Source organism: Dyella sp. A6, assembly GCF_036320485.1.
Taxonomy (GTDB): Bacteria; Pseudomonadota; Gammaproteobacteria; order Xanthomonadales; family Rhodanobacteraceae; genus Rhodanobacter_A; species Rhodanobacter_A aluminiiresistens.
The window spans coordinates 1,423,569-1,442,615 of the sequence record NZ_CP132911.1 but is presented as its reverse complement, the minus strand read 5'-3'; the positions used below and the strand labels follow the sequence as shown (position 1 = coordinate 1,442,615).

Genomic DNA, 19,047 nt, shown 5'->3' with positions numbered 1-19,047 from the left:
CGCTTCACGCCAGCGTATCTTCCGCCGCCACGAAACCGCCGGTCTGTCGTTTCCACAGGCGCGCGTAGAGACCGTCGCGGGCAACCAGTTCGGCATGGTTGCCAGTTTCCACGATGCGCCCCTTGTCCATGACCACCAGCCGGTCCATCCGGGCGATCGTGGACAGGCGATGCGCGATCGCGATCACCGTCTTGCCCTGCATCAGCAGGTCCAGGCTGTCCTGGATCGCCGCTTCCGCCTCGGAATCCAGCGCACTGGTGGCCTCGTCCAGCACCAGGATCGGCGCGTCCTTCAACAGCACGCGGGCAATCGCGATGCGCTGGCGCTGGCCGCCGGAAAGCTTCACGCCGCGTTCGCCGACCAGAGCGTCGAAACCGGTGCGGCCTTCACCATCCGTCAGCGTGGGAATGAACTCGTCCGCACGCGCCTTGCGCACCGCATCCAGCACCTGCGCCTCGCTGGCATCGGGCCGGCCGTAAAGGATGTTGTCGCGGATCGAGCGATGCAGCAGCGAGGTGTCCTGGGTCACCACGCCAATCTGCGAGCGCAGGCTTTCCTGGGTCACCCCGGCGATGTCCTGCCCGTCGATGCTGATATGGCCGTTTTCCAGGTCGTACAGCCGCAGCAGCACGTTGACCAGGGTGGACTTGCCCGCACCCGACGGGCCGACCACGCCGATCTTCTCGCCGGCCCGCACCGCCAGGTCCAGCCCGGCGATGACGCCGCCCTGCTTGCCGTAATGGAAATGGATGTCGTGGAAGCGCACCGCGCCGGTAGTCACCTCCAGCGGCATTGCACCCTCGTGGTCCTGCACCGCGCGCGGCTGCGCGATGGTCGTGATGCCGTCCTGCACGGTGCCTACGTTCTCGAAAATGCCGTTGACCACCCACATGATCCAGCCGGACATGTTGTTGATGCGGATCACCAGCCCGGTGGAAAGCGCGATGGCGCCCACCGTCACATGGCCCCGGCTCCACAGCCACAGCGCCAGACCCGATGTGCCGACGATCAGGAAGCCGTTGAGGATGGTGATGCTGGCGTCCATCGCCGTGGTCAGCCGGGTCATGCGGCGCAGCTTGTCGGTCTGCTCGGCCATCGCGTCGGCCACATAGGCTTCCTCGCGCCGGGTATGTGCGAACAGCTTCAGGGTCAGCACGTTGGTGTAGCCGTCGACGATGCGCCCCATCAGCTTCGAGCGCGCCTCGGACGCTTTCCACGAACGCTGCTTGATGCGCGGTATGAAGAACGCCAGCAGCCCGACATAGGCGAAGACCCAGGCCAGCAACGGTGCGGCCAGCCACATGTCGGCATGGGCGAACAGCGCTGCGGCCGTACCGGTGTAGACCAGTACGTACCAGATCGCATCGACGATCTGCACCGTCGACTCGCGCAGCGAGCCGCCGGTCTGCATGATCCGGTTGGCAATGCGACCGGCATAGTCGTTCTGGAAAAAACCCAGACTCTGGCGGATCACATAGCGGTGGTTCTGCCAGCGGATACGGTTGGTCAGGCTGGGCACGATCGCCTGGTTCACCAGCAGATCGTGCAGGCTGTTGAACACCGGCCGCGCCACCAGCGCCACCAACGCCATCCAGATCAGCTCGTGCCCGTGCAGACGGAAGAAATCGGTCATCGGCACGCCGCGTGCCAGGTCAACGATGCGACCGATGAAGCCGAACAGCGACACCTCGATCAGCGCCACGACGAAGCCGACCACGATCACCGCCGCAAAGACCGGCCAGACCTGGCGCAGGTAGAACACGTAGAAGCGCCAGACCGACTTCGGCGGCATGCCGTCGACCGGCTCCTTGAACGCGTCGATAAGGGATTCGAACCAGCGGAAGATCATGATTGAAGCCGGGGAAGGAGCAGCGGGAGCGCGCCAACCGACAACATGCGGTGTCCGGCGCGGCAACGCAACCCGTCAGCGGCTCGATCGCCACGGCACGACCCGCAGGTCGGCCCGGCCATGCCGGTCAGCGGCCGAACTGGATCTCGTCGCCTTCGTGGTTGCGGTCCCAGCCGCGCAGCTCGTCGCGGATATACGCGATGCGCTGGCGACCCAGTGCGTTGCGTTCCTCGTCCAGCACCTGACCCTCCAGCAGTTCGGCCAGCCGCTGCGCGGTCGGCAGCATGGTGTCCCACGCATCCAGCGCCGGCACCGGCGCCGGCAGCGTCATGAAGAAGCTCACCCCGGGCGTGTGCAGCGCATCGAGCCGCGCCAGGTCGAAACTGCCGGGCTTGAGCATGTTGGCCACGCTGAAGATCGGACCCAGCTCGCGCTTGCCGTCCACCAGCCGGTGATAGATGCCCATGTCGCCGAACTCCAGGCCGGCTTTTTCGGCCGCCACCACGAGATCGGGGCCATGGAAGCGCTCGCCCTCGCGCGCCACCACGAACAGGCTGACGATGCGCTCCACCGGCATCTGCGCCGGACGCCGCCCGAGGTCCGAACGCGGTGGTGCCGCAGCGGGCGCCGGTGCGGGTGCAGGTACCGGCGCCGGGCATACCGGTTCGACGGACGCCGGCTTCGAGGGCGCGGGTGCCGGCGATGCGGCGGCATGGCCGTCGCCGGGACTGCGCAAGGCATCCACGATGGACGCCGCGGTACCGCTCAACGGCGCACGCGCCGACGGCGCGTGATTCCGCTGCTCGCCTGCCAGCGCCGCACCGAGGCGCTCCAGCTCCTCGCGCAGGCCCATGTCGAGCTCGCCCTGCTCCGGTTCGACGGCCGGTGCACGGCCCCTGGCCGGTCCCATGTCGTCGAACACCGGGTCGTCCGCCAGACTGGACTCGCCGCCCAGGGTCGGTTCGCGCCGTTCGCCGCCGGTTGTTTCAGCCGGCGCCTGACGCCTGCGGCCCTGCTCCTGCTTCGGCTTGCCGAACAGCCAGATCAGCGCGAACGCGATCAGGCCGACGACCAGCAGCGGAATGCCGACGGAAGGGTTCCATGCAAGCGCGGGCACGATGGGCAACATCATCACGGGTTCCTCAGGACTTCTTCACGGGCTCAGGCGGCCCCGGCCAGTTTAGCCGCTTCGGCCAGGTCGACCTGCACCAGGCGCGACACGCCCGGTTCGCGCATGGTCACGCCGCAGAGCTGGCTGGCCGCTTCCATGGTCGCCTTGTTGTGGCTGATGAAAATGAACTGCACCTTCTCGCTCATCTCCTTCACCATGTTTGAGAAGCGCCCCACGTTGGCTTCGTCCAGCGGTGCGTCCACCTCGTCGAGCAGGCAGAACGGCGCGGGGTTGAGACTGAAGATGGCGAATACCAGCGCCACCGCGGTCAGCGCCTTCTCGCCGCCGGAAAGCAGCGAGATGTTGGAAGGCCGCTTGCCCGGCGGGCGCGCCATGATCGACACGCCGGTGTTGAGCAGGTCGTCGCCGGTCAGTTCCAGATAGGCATGACCGCCGCCGAACAGGCGCGGGAACAGTTCCTGCACGCCGGCGTTGACCTTCTCGAAGGTTTCTTTGAAGCGCTGGCGCGTTTCGCGGTCGATCTTCTTGATCGCACCCTCCAGCGTTTCCATCGCGCTGACCAGGTCGGCCAGCTGGTTGTCTAGGTAGGTCTTGCGCTCGCTCTGCTCGGCATGCTCCTGGATCGCCGCGAGATTGACCGGCTCCAGTCGCACGATCTTCTGCGCCAGTTCGCCCAGTTGCTGGCGCCACTGCCCGGCATCGGCCTCGCCGGGCAATTCGGCCAGCAACGGTTCCAGCTCGAGGCCCGAGCCGACGATCGCCTCGGCCAGCTGATCCGCCCGTAATTGCAGTGCCTGCGCAGCGAGCCGCTTCTGCGAGAGGTTCTCGCGCAAGGTGGCCAGACCCTGTTCGGCCAGATGGCGCTGCTGCTCCAGCCGGCGAAACTCGATGTCGCAGTCTTCCAGCGCGCGCCGTGCCTCGACCAGCTGCTTGTCCACCAGCAGGCGCTGGTCCAGGTAGGTCTGCCGCTCGGCTTCCAGCTCGGCAATCGGATCGGAGCCCGCTTCAAGCTGCTGGGCGATCTCGGTACGGCGCGACTCGATCTGGCGCAGCTGGGTTTCCATGCGTGCCAGCGACTGTTCCAGCGACGCCAGCGAGGAGCGCTTGGACTCCATCGACAACGCCAGCGCATGGACCTGCTCGGAAGCCTCGCGGGCGTTCATGCGGGCCTCTTCGCGGGCTTCGAGCAAGGCGCGGCGTTCGTTTTCCAGCTCGCGGCGCAGGTCTTCCAGGTCACCCATGTGGTTGACCGACTCGTCCAGCCGTGCCCGCGCCTCACGCGTCTGCGACTGCAGTTCGTCGACCTGCTCGATCAGGGTCGACAGCTCGCCGGCCACCTTTTCGGCCCGTGCGCGGGCGGTTTCCACCTTGCCGCGGTGACTCTGCAGCTGACCGGCCAGCTCCGACTGGCGGCGGTGCGCGTTGTAAAGCTCGCGCTGCGCATCGTCGCGCGCGCGCTCGGTTTCGAACTTGCGGGTGCGCAGGTCTTCCAGTTGCTCGCCGGCTTCTTCCAGATGCGCTTCGAGTGCGGCGATCTGGTCGGTCAGCGTGCGCAGCTCGCGTTCGCGCGCCAGCACGCCCACCTGGTTGCCTTGCGCGCGGCGCACGCGTACCCAGTGCGGGGACAGCCACTCGCCATTGCGCGTGATGATCGACGCCTGCGGTCCGAGCGCAGCGGCCCGGTTGCGCGCCTCGTCAAGCGTTTCCGCGGTATGCACCTGCGCCAGCCATTGCAGCGCGGCGGCAGGACCGCGCACGCGTGCGGCCAGGGTGCCTTCCGCGCCGGGCTCGCCCGCACCGCCATGCAGCAGGGCGATATCGGCGTCGCCCAGCGTGCCAAGCTCGGTCGCCAGCGCCACCGGATCGTCCACCAGCACGCCATCGAGCAGTCCGGCCAGCACGGTTTCCACCGCGGTTTCCCAGCCGGCATCCACCTGCAGGGCAGCACCCAGGCGACGGGCCTTGTCCAGGCCCAGGCCCGCCAGCCAGCTGCTGGCGGCACTCTCCTCCTGACCCAGCGCCGCAGTCTGCAGCGCCTCCAGCGAGGCATGCCGGCCACGCGCCGCCTGCAATTGCTGGCGTGCCTCGTTCAGCGCGGACTGCAGCTGGCGCTCTTCCTCCAGCACGCGTTCGTGACCGCTCTTGTGCTGGTCGAGCAGGCTGCCCAGAGCCTCGACCCGTTCGCGCTGGGTGTCGTGTTCCTGGCCGAGCTGTTCGGCGGCCGCGTCGAGTGCTTCGACGTCGGTGGCCTTCTGCTCGGCTTCCAGCGCCTCGCGCCGCCGCGACAGGTCCAGCACCTGGCGGTCGAGGTAGTTGAGCTTGGTGCGTTCGACTTCGGCCGCGCGGTTGGACTCGCCCGCCGTGCGCGTGTGCGCGTCCCAGCGCTGCTGCCAGTCGGCCAGCTTCGTCTCGGAGCTGCGCTGTGCCTCGGCGGTGTCGTCCTGCATCTGGTGCAGGGCTTCGAGCCTGGGCTCGCCTTCGGCCAGCGCCATGCGCAGGGTTTCGATCTGCTCGCGATCGGTGCCGATGTGCGCAGCCAGTTCCTCGTGCTCGCGCTCGACCTCGCCCTGGGCGCGCTGCAGGCGCTCGGCGGTTTCCTTGTTGTGGCGCACCTGCTGCTCGACGCGGGCGATCTCGCTGCCGACCTTGTAGACCTCGGCCTGCACGGCGTTCAGGTGCTCGCTGGCGCCGGTGTGGCGTTCGCGTACGCTTTCCAGCTGGGCCTCGATCTGGCGCTGCCCGGCCAGCTGCTTCTCGATCTCGATTTCGGCGGCGGAAAGCCCCTCGCCCTCGCCTTCATGCTGGGTTTTCAGCGCCCGGTATTCCAGTGCCCGGAGTTCGGCCTCCTTGCGCGTCTGCTCTTCCTTCAGCGCCTTCCAGCGTTCGGCCGCACGGGCCTGGCGATTGAGGTGTTCGAGCTGCTTGTCGACTTCGTCGCGCACGTCCCTCACGCGGTCGAGGTTCTCGCGGGTGGCCTTGATGCGGCTCTCGGTCTCCTTGCGGCGCTCCTTGTACTTGGAGATGCCGGCCGCTTCTTCCAGATGGGTACGCAGCTCTTCCGGGTGGGCCTCGATGATCTGCGAGATCATGCCCTGCTCGATGATCGAGTAGCTGCGCGGCCCCAGACCGGTGCCTAGGAACAGGTCGGTGATGTCGCGCCGGCGACAGCGGGCACCGTTGAGGTAATACGACGACTGGCCGTCGCGCGTGACCTGGCGCTTCACCGAGATCTCGGCGTACTGGCCATACTCGCCCTGGATCGCGCCGTCGGCGTTGTCGAAGATCAGCTCGACCGTGGCCTGCCCCACCGGCTTGCGTGCGTTCGAGCCGGAGAAGATCACATCGGTCAGCGAATCGCCGCGCAGGCGGCTGGCCGCGCTTTCGCCCATCACCCAGCGGATCGCGTCGATGATGTTCGACTTGCCGCAACCGTTCGGCCCCACCACGCCAATCATGTTGGACGGCAGGTGCAGCGTGGTCGCGTCCACGAAGGACTTGAATCCGGCGAGTTTGATGGTGGTCAGGCGCATGTGGCGTCGATAGTCGTCTGGACGAGGGCCCGCAAGGGGCGACGGGTCACTGTGCCAAACGCAGGGCGTGGCCGCAATGCGTTCGGATCAGCGAAAGCGGTTGAACGGAGACGTTCAACCCATTGAATTCAAGGGCCAGGAGCCTTAGCGTCTATCGACAGGGCGTGGATGCCCTGATCCATCAGGCCATCGAGGGCCGCGTAGATCATGCGATGCCGCTTGATCGGCAGCACCCCGGCGAACGCCGCGCTGACGATGTGCACGTGGAAATGCCCCTTGCCCGCGTTGGCATGGCCGGCGTGCTTGTGGCCCTCGTCCAGCACCTCCAGCTCCAGCGGCGCCAGCGCTGCGGCCAGGCGCCGGCGGATCTCCTCGACCATCGCTGCGCTCATGGAAGCGTCTTGCGGAACGGCTTGACCTCGACATGGGCATAGACACCCGCCGCGACATAGGGATCGTCCTTGGCCCAGGCCTGGGCATCCACCAGGCTGGCGAACTCGGCCACGATCAGGCTGCCGCTGAAACCCGCCGGCCCCGGGTTCTCCGAGTCGATCGCGGGAAACGGGCCGGCCAGCAGCATGCGGCCCGCATCCTGCAGGGCCTGCAGCCGCGCCAGGTGTTCCGGCCGGGCGGCCAGGCGCTTTTCCAGCGAGCCGGGATGATCAGTGGCGATGACGGCGTACCACATGGCATGCGTTCCTTCAGGGGTTATGAACGCGCCATTCTAGCGGATGGTGCGTATCGGCCGGGGCGTCGCAGGTCGAACCGCCCCCCAGCACCTCACCTGCCTGCATCCTTGAACAACGGTCGCAGATACCCATGTATCAGCCGACATCCGATGCGGGGGAAGCCATGTACGTATGGAATGCTTTCGTGGGCAGCCTGTCCACGTTGCTGGGGGAGATCGCGCACGGCCTTGGTGGCAGCTACGGCCTGGCGGTGATTGTGCTGGCCGCCGCGGTGCGACTGCTGCTGTTACCGATGACACTGAACGTCGCCGAACACCAATGGCGACGCCAGCAGCGCATGCGCACGCTGCAGCCCGTGCTGGAGGAATTGAAGCAACGCCACGCGAACGACCCTTCCCGCTACCTTGCCGAGACCCGCAGGGTTTACCGCGAGCACGGCGTTTCCGGCGGCTTCGGCAAGGGCTTGCTGGTGGCGCTGGTGCAGGCGCCGCTCGGCGCGGGCATCTACGCAGCGATACGCCGCAGCGCGCTGGGCAATGACCACTTCATATGGATGCGACTGGCCCGTCCCGATCTCTGGCTGACGCTTGCGGTCGCCGCGCTGAGCTGGGCCGCCATCATGCTCAACCCGGGCTTGCCCGAGCAGGTGCATGTGTTGCTGCAATGGCTGCCGGTGCTGGTCACGTTTCTGGTGGTATGGCACCTGTCGGCGGGTCTCGGCCTGTACTGGGCCGGCTCCAGCGCGGTCAGCGTGTTGCAGGCAGCCATGCTCAGACGGCGCGTGCACCGGCATCGCACCCTGCCGAACCGGGCTCCGCGCCGGTAAAAAATATCCGGGCGACGTGGCGGGCTTTCGAGCGCCGCGTCGTTCAGGCCTCGGGCCGCATGTACGGGAACAGCAGCACGTCGCGGATCGACGAGGCATCGGTCAGCAGCATCACCAGCCGGTCGATGCCGATGCCCAGACCGCCGGTCGGCGGCAGGCCCACTTCCAGCGCACGGATGTAGTCGGCGTCGAAGTGCATCGCCTCGTCGTCGCCAGCATCCTTGGCGTCGACCTGGGCCTGGAAACGCGCGGCCTGGTCTTCCGGATCGTTGAGCTCGGAGAAGCCGTTGGCGATCTCCTTGCCGTTGACGAATAGTTCGAAGCGGTCGGTGATGCCCTTGTCGGTATCGTTCTCGCGCGCCAGCGGCGACACCTCAACCGGGTGCTGGGTAATGAAGGTCGGCTGGATCAGCGTGTGTTCCACCGTCTTCTCGAAGATCTCCAGCAGCAGCTTGCCCCAGCCGTAGCCGTCCTTTACCTGCACGCCAAGGCGCCTGGCATGCGCGGCCATCGCCGCGCGGTCGCGCAGTTCCTCGCGCCGGATCTCCGGATTGTGCTCCAGCACGGCGTCTTCCATGGTCCAACGGCGGAACGCCGGGCCCACATCGATGCTCGCGCCGTCCCAGTTGAGCGCGGTACTTCCGATCACCTTCTCCGCGGTGTCGCGGATCAGGTTCTCGGTGAGGTCCATGATCTCGTTGTACGTGGCGTAGGCCTGGTACAGCTCGAGCATGGTGAACTCGGGGTTGTGCCGGGTGGACACGCCCTCGTTGCGGAAGTTGCGGTTGATCTCGTAGACGCGATCGAAGCCGCCGACCACCAGGCGCTTCAGGTACAGCTCCGGCGCCACGCGCAGGAACAGGTCGATGTCCAGCGCGTTGTGGTGGGTGATGAACGGACGCGCCGTGGCACCGCCGGGGATGATGTGCATCATCGGCGTTTCCACTTCCATGAAACGGCGCGGCTCGGCTTCCAGCCACTGGCGGATGTGGCCGATGATGCGCGAACGCTGCTGGAAGGTGCGGCGCGCTTCCTCGGTGACAATCAGGTCGACGTAGCGCTGGCGATAGCGCTGTTCGACGTCAGCCATGCCGTGGTGCTTGTCCGGCAACGGACGCAAGCTCTTGGTGAGCAGGCGCAGCGCGTCCACCTTCACCGACAGCTCGCCGGTCTTGGTGCGCATCAGCACGCCTTCGGCACCGATGATGTCGCCCATGTCCCAGCCCTTGAAGGCCTCGTACACGTCACCCACGGTGCCGGCATGGATGAACAGCTGGATGCGGCCGGTCATGTCCTGCATCTGCACGAAGCTGACCTTGCCCTGCACCCGCTTGAGCACGATGCGACCGGCAACCTTCACGCGCTGCTGAGCGCTCTCGATGGCCTCGGCGGTGTGCGCGTCCCTGTCGGCATAGGCCGCCTGCAGATCACCGGCAAAACTGTCGACCCGGAAGTCGTTGGGATAGGCGATGCCCTGCCCGCGCAGCGATTTGAGTTTCTCGCGACGCTCGGCGATCAGCTTGTTCTCGTCGATGGGCTGGATATCGTTGGCTTCGCTCATGGGTTTACGGGTGTCCGGTGTTGGTGCTGTCGAATAATCGTTGCATACCCATCGTGCCCGCACCTGCGGGCACGACGTAGGCATGGCTTTTCAGGTCCGGTCAGTGACCGAACAGCTTCTTGGTGGCGTTCTTGGTGGCGTCCCAGCCTTCCTTCGCGCCATGGCCGATGGCCTTGCCCGCATCCTTGGCATCATGGCCAATGGCGATGCCGGCCTTCTTCGCGCCGTGACCGATGCCGGTGCCAGCCTCCTTGGCGCCGTGGCCGATGTGCTTGGCCACCTTGCGCGTGGCGTGCCCCACGTCGCGCGCGCCGGCGGCGACGCCATGACCGACGTCCTTGGCGCCGTCCTTGATGTCCTGACCCGCGGTCTGCGCACTTGCGCCGAAGGCCGCCAGCAACGTGCAGGCAAGCAGCATCCTGAAAAGTTTGTTCGCGTTCACGGCGATTATCTCCTCGGTTGGTGAGACTCGAGCGATGATCTTACGCATCGTGGCTGAAGCGGATCCCACCCGCCGACGGACGACCGGCATGACACCAGTCGCACCAGCCCGGCTCAGGCGTCGACACGCTTGGCACCCGCATCCAGGCCCGCCTTCAGGCTTCCCTCGACGAACTCGTCCAGGTCGCCGTCCAGCACTTTCTGCGTATCCGAACGCTCGATGCCGGTGCGCAGGTCCTTGATGCGGCTCTGGTCCAGCACATAGTTGCGGATCTGGCTGCCCCAGCCGATATCGGACTTGGTCGCTTCCAGCGCATCCTTCTCGGCGTTGCGCTTCTGCACCTCGATCTCGTACAGCTTGGCCTTCAGCATCTTCATCGCGCGATCGCGGTTGGCATGCTGCGATCGCTCGGTCTGGCACGCCACCACCACGCCCGAAGGCACATGGGTGATACGCACCGCGGACTCGGTCTTGTTGACGTGCTGACCACCGGCACCGGACGAGCGATACACGTCGGTCTTCAGGTCGGCCGGATTGATGTCGATGTCGATGTCGTCGTCCACTTCCGGCGACACGAATACCGACGTGAAGCTGGTGTGGCGGCGGTTGTCCGAGTCGAACGGGCTCTTGCGCACCAGCCGGTGCACGCCGATCTCGGTCTTCAGCCAGCCGTAGGCGTAGTCGCCCTCGACCCGGAAGGTGGCCGACTTGATGCCCGCCACTTCGCCACCGGAAACTTCCAGCAGCTCGGTCTTCCAGCCACGCGATTCGGCCCAGCGCAGGTACATGCGCAGCAGCATTTCCGCCCAGTCCTGGGCCTCGGTGCCGCCGGCGCCGGCCTGGATGTCGACGAAGGCGTTGGACGCGTCCATCTGGCCCGAGAACATGCGCTGGAATTCCAGCTTGCCGACACGCGCCTCGAGGCCCTCGACGTCACCGACGATCGACTGCACGGTTTCCTCGTCGCCGTCGGCTGCAGCCATCTCCAGCAGCTCCCTGGCATCGGACAGGCCCGCACTGAGCTCGTCGATACCGGTCACGACAACGTCCAGGCGCGCACGCTCGCGGCCCAGTTCCTGCGCACGCGCAGGGTCGTCCCAAACCGTCGGGCTTTCCAGCTCGCGGCTTACTTCTTCCAGACGCTCACGCTTGGTGGCGTAGTCAAAGATACCCCCTAAGCGACTCGACGCGGTCCGTAAGGTCCGCGATCTGCGCAAGGATCGGATTGGTCTCGATCATGGAATGGCTTCGTCAGGTTGAATGCGATTGCAGCCGGTTAGCTTAGCATGGCCCAGCGCCCGCCAAGGCAGGCTCGGGGCCACTGCGCCGACGGCACACTGCCGACGGCGCGATGGCGTCAGTCCAGTGCCTGCGCATGCACCCCACGCACCGCCCGGCCGGACGGGTCGGCCATCGTCGCGAACGCCGGGTCCCAGGCCAGCGCGGCGGGCGAGGAACAGGCGATCGACTTGCCACCCGGCACGGTCGCCGCACAGGCCTCGCCGGGGTAGAACTGCTCGAAGATGCGGCGGTAGAAGTAGGCTTCCTTGGTCGCCGGCGTGTTGAGCGGGAAACGCGAGGCCGCCGCGGCGAACTCGCGGTCGCTGACCTCCTGCTCGGCATGCGCCTTCAGGCCGTCGATCCAGCCGTAGCCGACGCCATCGGAGAACTGTTCCTTCTGCCGCCACAGGATCTCCTTAGGCAGTGCGCCGTCGAATGCTGCGCGCAGCACGTGCTTCTCGATCTTGCCGCCGCCCGCCATCTTGTGCGCGGCGTCGAGGCCCATCGCCACGTCGATGAATTCCAGGTCCAGGAACGGCACGCGCGCCTCCACCCCCCAGGCCATCATCGCCTTGTTGGCGCGCAGGCAGTCGTAGCTGTGCAGGGCGTCTAGCTTGCGCACGGTCTCCTCGTGGAAGGCTTCGGCCGACGGCGCCTTGTGGAAGTAAAGGTAGCCGCCGAACAGTTCGTCCGAGCCCTCGCCGGACAGCACCATCTTCACGCCCATCGCCTTGATCCGGCGCGCCAGCAGGTACATCGGCGTAGCTGCACGGATGGTGGTGACGTCATAGGTTTCCAGGTGGCGGATCACCTCGGGCACCGCGTCCAGGCCTTCCCAGAAGGTGTAGACGAAACCATGGTGCACCGTGCCCAGGGCGTCGGCGGCGACCTGCGCTGCGGCCAGATCGGGCGAGCCTTCCAGGCCGATCGCGAACGAATGCAGACGCGGCCACCAGGCTTCCGAACGGTCATCGTCCTCGACCCGTTCACGCGCGAAGCGTGCGGCGCATGCCGCGACCAGCGAGGAATCCAGTCCGCCGGAAAGCAGTACGCCATAAGGCACGTCGGTCATCAGCTGCCGGTGGACTGCCTGCTCGAACGCCTCGCGCAACCCCTCCGGCCCCTTGCCCACGGTCGCGCCGTAGTCGCGCCATGCCTTGCTGTAATAGCGTGCCAGCTCGCCGGTGGCACTGTCGTAGACATGGCCGGGCGGAAAAGTGGTGACGTCGTTGCACACGCCGACCAGTGCCTTCATTTCCGACGCCACGCACAGGCGCCCTTCCCCGTCGTGGCCCCAGTACAGCGGACAGACACCGATCGGGTCGCGGGCGATCACGTAGCGCTGGCTGGCGCCGTCCCACAGCGCAAAGGCGAAGATGCCGTTGAGCTTGCCCACGCCTTCTTTCACAAAGGCATCGCCGCCGAGATCACGATACAGCGCATTGATCACTTCGCAGTCCGAGCCGGTGGTGAAGTCGTAGTCGCTGGCCGCACGCAGTTCGCGGTGGTTGTAGATCTCGCCGTTCACCGCCAGCGCCAGTGCGCCGTCGCGCGAACGCAGTGGCTGCGCACCACTGGCCGGATCGACGATGGCCAGCCGTTCGTGCACCAGGATCACGCCGGCATCGACGAAAACGCCGCTCCAGTCGGGACCACGGTGACGCTGACGCTGCGACAATTCCAGCGCCTGTCGGCGCAGGGCAGTCAGGTCGTCTCCCGGCTGCAGATCGAACATTCCGAAAATCGAACACATGGGCAAGGCTCCTCGGTTGTATCGGTATTGAGTTGTATGCGGCCATCGAGGCCGGGTTTGCTTTGGCGCAACCGGACGCGGACGGATCAGGTGCGCGAATCAGGAACGCAAAACGACCGAGGCCCGCACTGGGCGGGCCTCGGTCGCGTGTCTGGTGGTGTTTCTTGCAGCTACGCGCGGGCCCGCCAACGATGGGCGTTATTGTTCGCACGATTATTATTGGCAGCCGTCATGACGCACCGCGCGGCAGGCGCGCTGGCAGGTGCAGTCATGGCGGAAAAGGTCTTCATGGGGGTCGACTTAAGCAGAGCCGGCGCCGCAGTGCAAGTGGCTTTTGGTTCTAATCGCCATCGACCGGCCTCGGCTCGGCAATCCAGCGCTTCGCCGCATCCAGCTCGGCATTGCCGAACAGGCGGAACTCGGCGGGAACGGCGAAACCCATGGCAGTGGCGGTCATGCGCAGCCACGGCAGGTCGGTGACCAGCGCCACCCGGTCCCAGCCGGTGAAATGCCGGAACCCGAGCTTGGCGTCATCCCACATCGCCCCGGGGTCGAAGCCGGTGAAATCGTCACCTACGTGATACAGCAGACGCAGCTTGCGGTTGAGCGCGAATGCGGCCTCGACATCGGGCACGATCACGCGCTCATAGTCCTGTGATGTGACCTGGCCGCGTGCACGGAAACCCAGTGTGCCGGCCGGCAATCCTTCGATCTGCTCGATCATGATGTTCTCCCGACATCGATTGACTGATGCAGAGCATAGCGCGCGGCCATGTCGCCGAGACATGGTTGTGCGGCTACTCTCATCGAAGGTTCGCTACAGCTCATCCATGGCCTACCCGCGGAACGGCATCGCTTGCCGGCAATCCGGCGCACAGCCACGGCAGCTACAAGCGCTCCATTCAACCGGATGCAGGTTCCATGTGACGCAGCAGCAGGCGCACGCTCTCGCGCCCCTGCCAGTCGTTGATCGTCAGTTCGTAGGCCGCATGCATGCGGGCGGGCGGTGCCTCGCCACGGTAGGCGTTGAACATCACTGCCTCATGCACGGACCCGCTGCGCGGGTCGCGCAGTTGCAGACGCAGATGGTTCTCGCCCATCAGTTTCCAGCTGACGCATTCGAAGGTGTTGTCGAACACGGGCTCGGGAAACGCCTGCCCCCACGGACCGGCATCGCGCAGCTGGCGGGCCAGCTCCAGGGTGAAGCCATCGACGGGCAAGGCACCGTCGGTATTCAGCACCGCCTGCAGACGCTCCGGCGCGATCCACTCGCGCGCCACGGCGTCGAAGGCAGCCGCAAAGCGCTCGAAGTCGGTAGCCTTCAGGCTCAGACCGGCCGCCATCGCATGACCGCCGAAACGTTCGATCAGACCCGGATGCCGCGCATCCACCGCGGCCAGGGCATCGCGCAGGTGGAACCCGGCGATCGATCGACCGGAGCCCCTCAGCATGGCCGCATCCGTCGACGGGCCTCCCGCCTCGTCCGGACCGGCCGGTGCGAAGGCCACCACCGGCCGATGCAGCCGCTCTTTCAGTTTCGAGGCCACCAGCCCCACCACCCCGGCGTGCCAGGCAGGCTCGTACAAGGCCACCCCGACCGCATCGGTAGAGGTGGTTCCAGCCACCATCGATTCCGCCTCGGCCACCATCGCCGCCTGCAGATCGCGCCGCTCCTGGTTGATCGTGCTCAGCTGCGCGGCATGGCGACGGGCCTGGACCGGGTCATCCGTGAGCAGGCACTCCACGCCCAGCCGCATGTCCTCCAGCCGCCCCGCTGCATTGAGCCGCGGCCCGACCACGAAGCCGAGATCGCTGGCACACAGGGTCGCCAGGCTGCGCTTGCCCGCCTCGACCAGCGCCGTCACCCCGGCGCAGGCACGCCCCGCGCGAATACGACGCAGGCCTGCCGCCACCAGCACGCGGTTGTTGAAGTCCAACGGCACCAGGTCGGCCACGGTGCCCAGCGCGACCAGGTCGAGCAAGGTGGAAAGATCGGGCCGGCCTTGCTGCGGCCGATCGCTGCGATCCGCGGAGCCACCCGGGTACAGCTTCGCCCGCAGCGCCAGCAGCAGGTAGAACATCACCCCCACGCCGGCCAGCGCCTTGCTCGGAAAGCCATCGCCGGCCAGGTTCGGATTCACCAGCGCATCGGCGGCAGGCAACTGCTCACCGGGCAAGTGATGGTCGGTGACGATGACCCGGATACCCCGCGCCTTCGCCGCCGCCACGCCCGCCACGCTGGCCACGCCGTTGTCGACGGTGACGATCAGGTCGGGTGCCGGCTGCAGCGAGGCGACCAGCTCAGGCGTCAGGCCGTAACCGTGCACGAAGCGATTGGGAATCGCATAGGCCACCCGTCGCGCGCCCAGCATGCGCAGGCCACGCACGGCCACCGCCGCGCCCGTGGCGCCGTCGCAGTCGTAATCGCCGGCAATCACGATCGAATGATCCAGCCGGATCGCCTCGGCAAGCAGTTCGACCGCCGTTGCCAGACCGCCCAGCGTGTCCGGCGGAAGCAGTCGCTGCAACCGGTGCTCGGCGTCGATGGGGTTCAGCACGCCACGAGCGGCATAAACCCGCTGCAGCACCGGGTGCACATCGTGCGGCCAGTTCTTCGGTGAGCCCTGCGCGGCACGATGCTGCAGAGCAATCTGGCACACACCATCAGCGCTCACTGACGCGTCCTGCGCCAGAAGCGCAGCCGATGCGAGGGGCGGTGCAGCCAGCGCTCGCCACTGGCGAAGGCCAGCCGGACCGGCTGGCGCCGTGCCTGTGCCTGCAACGCAGTAGCCATGCCGCTGGCGATCTCGTCGACCGGCAGATCCTGCAGGTCGACCAGCCAGCCGGCAGCTGCCGCCGCCAGCGCTTCCGGCGTGCGCCCGGCATGCGGCACTCCCGCCTGCTTGGCCAGCGACTGCAGCAGCAGGTCGTCGCCGATCACGCCGGCAAGCGACGTGCGCACCCGTGCGGGCAACACGCCCGCCCCCCACAGCCACAGGCTGTTCACTGGCGGCAAACCATGGGCTGCGCGCACGGATTGCAGCGGGTGCTGGTGCAGCAGTACCTGCGCTTCGTTGAACAACACGCGCCAGCGCCGCCCCTCACTTCCCTGCGGCAAGTGCGTGTAAAGGTCTTCGCCAAGCGCCTGCTCGGGCGACGCAAAAACCGGCAGATCGAGGCCCTGCGGCAGCCGCACGTGCCACCGGTCCGCCGTCGAGACCTCCAGCCGCATACCGGCTTCCTCGAACACCGGCTGCAGCGCATCGGCGAACGCAACCGCCTCGTCCATGCTCAACGGCATGCGGCCGCAGGCGAGCAGTCGGGCACCGCTCATGTCCGGCTGCACCCAGGCAGGATCGGCACACAGCCAGGTCGCGGTGCCGGCATCGCTTGCCAGAAGTTCTCGGGTCAGCGCAGCGACCGGCAGCGGCGACACCCCGGCCTCGAAATAGCCGTCCAGACCCTGCATGTAGCCGGCCGGGCCGTTGTCCAGCCGGTCGGCACGTGCCAGCAGCGCCTGTAGCGGATGCGCGGGACTGAACCGCTCCAGCGCGGGCAACCAGACTTCCAGCGGACGATCGTCGGAATCGCTCATCGTTCGACCTCAGGCTTCGAGCTGCTCGTACAACTCCAGCCACTCCGCTTCGAGGGTTTCCTTCTCGCTGCGCAACTGGCCCTGCTGCTGACCCAGTTTCATCAGTTCGGCGGTGGAGCCCTCATAGGTCGCCGGATCGGACAGGCGCGCTTCCAGCGCGGTCAGCTCGACATCGATCGCGGCGACCCGGGTTTCGATCTTCTTCACGCGCTGGCGCGTGGCTTTCTCGTTTTCGCGTTGACGCGCCGCCGCCCGGCGCCGATCCGCCGCGGATTCCGTCGGCACCGCCTCGGATTCGGCAGCCTTGCGCGGCGCGCTGCCGCGCGAACGCAGCCATCGTGCGTAGTCGTCGAGGTCGCCGTCGAAGGACTCGACCACGCCATCGGCGACGCGCCAGAAGCTGTCGCAGACCATGCCGAGCAGATGCCGGTCGTGCGACACCAGCACCAGCGCGCCATCGAAACCGGCGAGCGCATCGGCCAGGGCCTCGCGCATGTCCAGGTCGAGGTGGTTGGTCGGCTCGTCGAGCAGCAGCAGGTTGGGCTTGTCCCAGGCGATAAGGGCCAGCGCCAAGCGCGCGCGCTCGCCACCGGAAAACCCATCGACCGACTCGAACGCGCGGTCGCCGGCGAAATTCCAGCCACCGAGGAAATCGCGCAGCACCTGCGCCGACGCACCGGGAGCCTTGTCCTGCAGATGGTCATAGGGACTGGCACCTTCGCGCAGACTTTCCACGGTGTGCTGGGCGAAGTAGCCGATCTGCAGATCCTTGTGCGCCTTGCGTTCGCCGCCCAGCGGCGACAGCTCACCCACCAGCGTCTTGACCAGGGTCGACTTGCCCGCGCCGTTGGGGCCGAGCAGGCCGATGCGCTCGCCGGCTTCGAGACGAAAGCGCACGTCGTGCAGGATGGTGGCTGGCTCGCCGCCGTGCTCGCTGACGTAGCCTGCCGCCAGCTCTTCCAGTTGCAGCATCGAATCCGGCACCCGCTCGGGGCGCACGAACTCGAAGTGGAACGGCCGCTCGGCACGCACCGCCTCGGTACCGGCCATCTTTTCCAGCCGTTTCATGCGCGACTGCGCCTGCTTGGCCTTGGTTGCCTTGGCCTTGAAGCGGTCAATGAACGACTGCAGGTGCGCGCGTTCGACCTGTTCGCGGTCATGCGCGATCTGCTGCTGGCGCAGCTGTTCGGCACGCAGGCGCTCGAACGCGCTGTAGTTGCCGGTATAGAGTTTCGCGCCACCGCCATCGAGGTGCAGGGTGTGGTCGATCACGCCGTCCAGGAACTCGCGGTCGTGCGAGATGATCAGCAGCGTGCCCTGATAGCGGCGCAGCCATTCCTCCAGCCACAGCACGGCATCGAGATCCAGATGGTTGGTCGGCTCGTCGAGCAGCAGCAGCTCGGACGGTGCCATCAGCGCGCGCGCCAGGTTAAGGCGTACGCGCCAGCCGCCGGAGAAATCCTTCACCGCACGCTCGTGCGTCTCCGGCGCAAAGCCCAGGCCGTGCAGCAGGCGGCCGGCACGGGCGCGCGCGTCGTAGCCGTTGAGCTCCTCGATCCGGTGATGCGCCATCGCCATGGCTTCGGTATCGCCACGCGACTGCGCATCGGCCTCGTCGCGCAGCGCCGCCGCCAGCTCCTCGTCGCCGCCCAGCACATAATCGATCGCCGCGTCGGGCAGCATCGGCGTTTCCTGGGCCACCGAGGCCAGCCGCAGCTTCGCCGGCATGTCCAGGTCACCGGCGTCCGGCTCCACCTGGCCCTGAAGCGCGGCAAACAGGCTGGACTTGCCGCAGCCGTTGCGCCCGATCACGCCCAGGCGCCAGCCTCCCTGGATCACCAGGTCCACATCGGATAGCAGCAGGCGACTGCCGCGGCGCAGGGCAAAATGGCGGAACGCGATCATTCGGGACACTTCAGGCAGGTGGTCGGCCGTGCATGATAACGGTTGCGGGCATCACATCCGCTGCGCCTGCCCGTGGATCGGCGCCCGTGGTTCTGCTAAAACGGAACGGTATCGCCTTGTGCGGAGAGGGGACCATGTTCAAGTACCGTTTCAGCCTGCCCTTGCTAGCAGCATTCGTCCTGAGTGCGAGCTGCCTTGCCGCGCCGCAGACCACCCGCGGCGACAACCTGCTCATCCAGCGGGTGCATCAGGAAAAAAGCATGCACCTGCCGGAGCGCGGGCTCACCATGGTCCAGGTGGAAAAGCGCTACGGCGCCCCGCTGCGCAAGCTGCAGCCGCGCGGCGGCGACACCCGCCTGCACCCGGTGATCAACCGCTGGGAGTACCCGCGGTTCATCGTCTACTTCCAGCGCAACCGCGTGATCCATTCCGTGCTGAACACGCCGGCCGGCAACAACCTGCACCCCAACCGCGTGCACTGACC

At 66.9% G+C, this 19,047-nt stretch carries 15 protein-coding genes; 2 read left to right on the top strand and 13 right to left on the bottom strand.

Translation table 11 applies throughout. The features are described from left to right. Positions 1 to 4: 4 nt before the first annotated feature. The 5 genes from RA164_RS06245 to RA164_RS06225 all read right to left on the bottom strand — a co-directional run bounded on the left by RA164_RS06245 (position 5) and on the right by RA164_RS06225 (position 7,199). Entirely contained in the window at positions 5 to 1,846 is a 1,842-nt protein-coding gene (locus RA164_RS06245; protein ID WP_329743492.1) for an ABC transporter ATP-binding protein, read from the bottom strand. A 130-nt stretch (positions 1,847 to 1,976) separates the two neighbouring features. Beyond that, complete coding sequence (gene zipA / locus RA164_RS06240) at positions 1,977 to 2,981, bottom strand: cell division protein ZipA (RefSeq protein WP_412731070.1); 1,005 nt, start codon at positions 2,979 to 2,981, stop codon at positions 1,977 to 1,979. 29 nt (positions 2,982 to 3,010) lie between these two features. After that, positions 3,011 to 6,511 carry a chromosome segregation protein SMC gene (smc, locus tag RA164_RS06235; protein WP_329743098.1) on the bottom strand — a complete coding sequence of 1,167 codons (3,501 nt, stop codon included), beginning with the start codon at positions 6,509 to 6,511 and terminating at the stop codon, positions 3,011 to 3,013. A 128-nt stretch (positions 6,512 to 6,639) separates the two neighbouring features. After that, positions 6,640 to 6,903, bottom strand: coding sequence for a BolA family protein (locus RA164_RS06230; RefSeq protein WP_329743097.1), 264 nt, complete (start codon positions 6,901 to 6,903; stop codon positions 6,640 to 6,642). Next, a complete protein-coding gene (locus RA164_RS06225) occupies positions 6,900 to 7,199 on the bottom strand; it encodes a YciI family protein (protein ID WP_329743096.1) in 300 nt (99 codons plus the stop codon). The genes RA164_RS06230 and RA164_RS06225 overlap by 4 nt, the downstream gene beginning before the upstream one ends. Before the next feature lie 131 nt (positions 7,200 to 7,330). Here RA164_RS06225 and RA164_RS06220 point away from each other — a divergent pair, with 131 nt between their 5' ends. Then, on the top strand, positions 7,331 to 8,026 hold the full coding sequence (locus RA164_RS06220) for a YidC/Oxa1 family membrane protein insertase (RefSeq protein WP_329743095.1): 696 nt from the start codon (positions 7,331 to 7,333) through the stop codon (positions 8,024 to 8,026). A 43-nt stretch (positions 8,027 to 8,069) separates the two neighbouring features. Here the strand turns inward: RA164_RS06220 and lysS are convergent, their stop codons facing one another. The 8 genes from lysS to abc-f all read right to left on the bottom strand — a co-directional run bounded on the left by lysS (position 8,070) and on the right by abc-f (position 18,563). Next, complete coding sequence (gene lysS, locus RA164_RS06215; protein WP_329743094.1) at positions 8,070 to 9,587, bottom strand: lysine--tRNA ligase; 1,518 nt, start codon at positions 9,585 to 9,587, stop codon at positions 8,070 to 8,072. Positions 9,588 to 9,687: 100 nt separating this feature from the next. Further along, the gene (locus tag RA164_RS06210; RefSeq protein WP_329743093.1) at positions 9,688 to 10,029 is read right to left on the bottom strand and encodes a hypothetical protein; all 342 of its coding nucleotides are present in this window, start codon (positions 10,027 to 10,029) and stop codon (positions 9,688 to 9,690) included. Between the two features lie 113 nt (positions 10,030 to 10,142). Next, a protein-coding gene (gene prfB, locus RA164_RS06205; protein ID WP_329743092.1) for a peptide chain release factor 2 occupies positions 10,143 to 11,268 on the bottom strand; the annotation gives its coding sequence in 2 pieces (ribosomal slippage) (positions 10,143 to 11,192 and positions 11,194 to 11,268; 1,125 coding nt in all). 118 nt (positions 11,269 to 11,386) lie between these two features. Continuing rightward, positions 11,387 to 13,063, bottom strand: a complete 1,677-nt coding sequence (asnB, locus tag RA164_RS06200) for an asparagine synthase B (RefSeq protein ID WP_329743091.1) — start codon at positions 13,061 to 13,063, stop codon at positions 11,387 to 11,389. A 340-nt stretch (positions 13,064 to 13,403) separates the two neighbouring features. Next, on the bottom strand, positions 13,404 to 13,787 hold the full coding sequence (locus tag RA164_RS06195; RefSeq protein WP_329743090.1) for a SpoIIAA family protein: 384 nt from the start codon (positions 13,785 to 13,787) through the stop codon (positions 13,404 to 13,406). A gap of 178 nt (positions 13,788 to 13,965) precedes the next feature. After that, a complete protein-coding gene (recJ, locus tag RA164_RS06190; RefSeq protein WP_329743089.1) occupies positions 13,966 to 15,738 on the bottom strand; it encodes a single-stranded-DNA-specific exonuclease RecJ in 1,773 nt (590 codons plus the stop codon). Beyond that, positions 15,735 to 16,658 carry a phosphoglycerate mutase gene (locus RA164_RS06185; protein ID WP_329743088.1) on the bottom strand — a complete coding sequence of 308 codons (924 nt, stop codon included), beginning with the start codon at positions 16,656 to 16,658 and terminating at the stop codon, positions 15,735 to 15,737. The genes recJ and RA164_RS06185 overlap by 4 nt, the downstream gene beginning before the upstream one ends. Before the next feature lie 9 nt (positions 16,659 to 16,667). Beyond that, entirely contained in the window at positions 16,668 to 18,563 is a 1,896-nt protein-coding gene (gene abc-f, locus RA164_RS06180) for a ribosomal protection-like ABC-F family protein (RefSeq protein WP_329743087.1), read from the bottom strand. Positions 18,564 to 18,697: 134 nt separating this feature from the next. Here abc-f and RA164_RS06175 point away from each other — a divergent pair, with 134 nt between their 5' ends. Beyond that, a complete protein-coding gene (locus RA164_RS06175; protein ID WP_329743086.1) occupies positions 18,698 to 19,045 on the top strand; it encodes a hypothetical protein in 348 nt (115 codons plus the stop codon). Positions 19,046 to 19,047: the final 2 nt, after the last annotated feature.